3 rRNA genes are annotated in these 1,132 nt (G+C 50.5%); all 3 read left to right on the top strand.

Features of this window, described 5'->3' with window-relative positions:
• A 16S ribosomal RNA gene (locus PAECUDRAFT_RS24280) occupies positions 1-138 on the top strand; the annotation flags it as partial.
• Between the two features lie 111 nt (positions 139-249).
• A 5S ribosomal RNA gene (gene rrf, locus PAECUDRAFT_RS24285) occupies positions 250-366 on the top strand.
• Between the two features lie 226 nt (positions 367-592).
• Positions 593-1,132: ribosomal RNA gene (locus tag PAECUDRAFT_RS24290) — 23S ribosomal RNA — on the top strand; the annotation flags it as partial.

Here is a 1,132-nt window from a genome sequence, read left to right on the forward strand (position 1 = left end):
GTCACACCACGAGAGTTTACAACACCCGAAGCCGGTGGGGTAACCGCAAGGAGCCAGCCGTCGAAGGTGGGGTAGATGATTGGGGTGAAGTCGTAACAAGGTAGCCGTATCGGAAGGTGCGGCTGGATCACCTCCTTTCTAAGGATTTATCCAATCACGATGATGATTGGTAACACAATTGACAGTTGTGTCTCGCTCGTTGTCAGTTTTGAAAGAGCAATCTTGTTCTTTCTGAAAGCTGAATATCCGTTTGGTGTCGATGGCGGAGGGGTTCCACGCGTACCCATCCCGAACACGACCGTTAAGTCCTCCAACGCCGATGGTACTTGGACCGCAGGGTCCTGGGAGAGTAGGAAGATGCCAAGCGGGTGCGAAAGCGCCATACAATCGAATCACGACGCCGAAATTACCGATGAGTAATTGATTGGTATAGTAAGTGGAGTGGTAAGGTTGTTTTCTGTTGCCTATAAAGGCAATTGCACCTTGAAAACTGGATAGCGAATAATGAAACATCCTTAAAGCTTTAGTGTTATACACGAAGCGAAGGTTGATCGGATGATTACACAAGTAACCATTCATCAATCAAGCAACTGGTTAAGCTACTAAGAGCGCACGGAGGATGCCTAGGCACTAGGAGCCGAAGAAGGACGTGGCGAACAACGAAATTGCCTCGGGGAGCCGTAAGCAGGCTTTGATCCGGGGATGTCCGAATGGGGAAACCCGGCTGCGGTAATGCGCAGTCACTTCTTACTGAATACATAGGTAAGTAGAGGCATACCAGGGGAACTGAAACATCTAAGTACCCTGAGGAAGAGAAAACAATAGTGATTCCGTCAGTAGCGGCGAGCGAACGCGGATTAGCCCAAACTTACGCATTTATGCGTAGGGGTTGTAGGACGTCTCACATGGAGTTACAAAGGTGTTGGTTAGGCGAAGAGGTCTGGAAAGGCCCGCTAGAAGAGGTAAAAGCCCTGTAACCAAAAGTCAGCACCCTCCGAGACGGATCCTGAGTACGGCGGGACACGTGAAACCCCGTCGGAATCCGGCAGGACCATCTGCCAAGGCTAAATACTCCCTAGTGACCGATAGCGAAGCAGTACCGTGAGGGAAAGGTGAAAAGCACCCCGGAAGG

It is taken from the genome of Paenibacillus curdlanolyticus YK9 (assembly GCF_000179615.1).
Classification (GTDB): Bacteria; Bacillota; Bacilli; order Paenibacillales; family Paenibacillaceae; genus Paenibacillus_T; species Paenibacillus_T curdlanolyticus.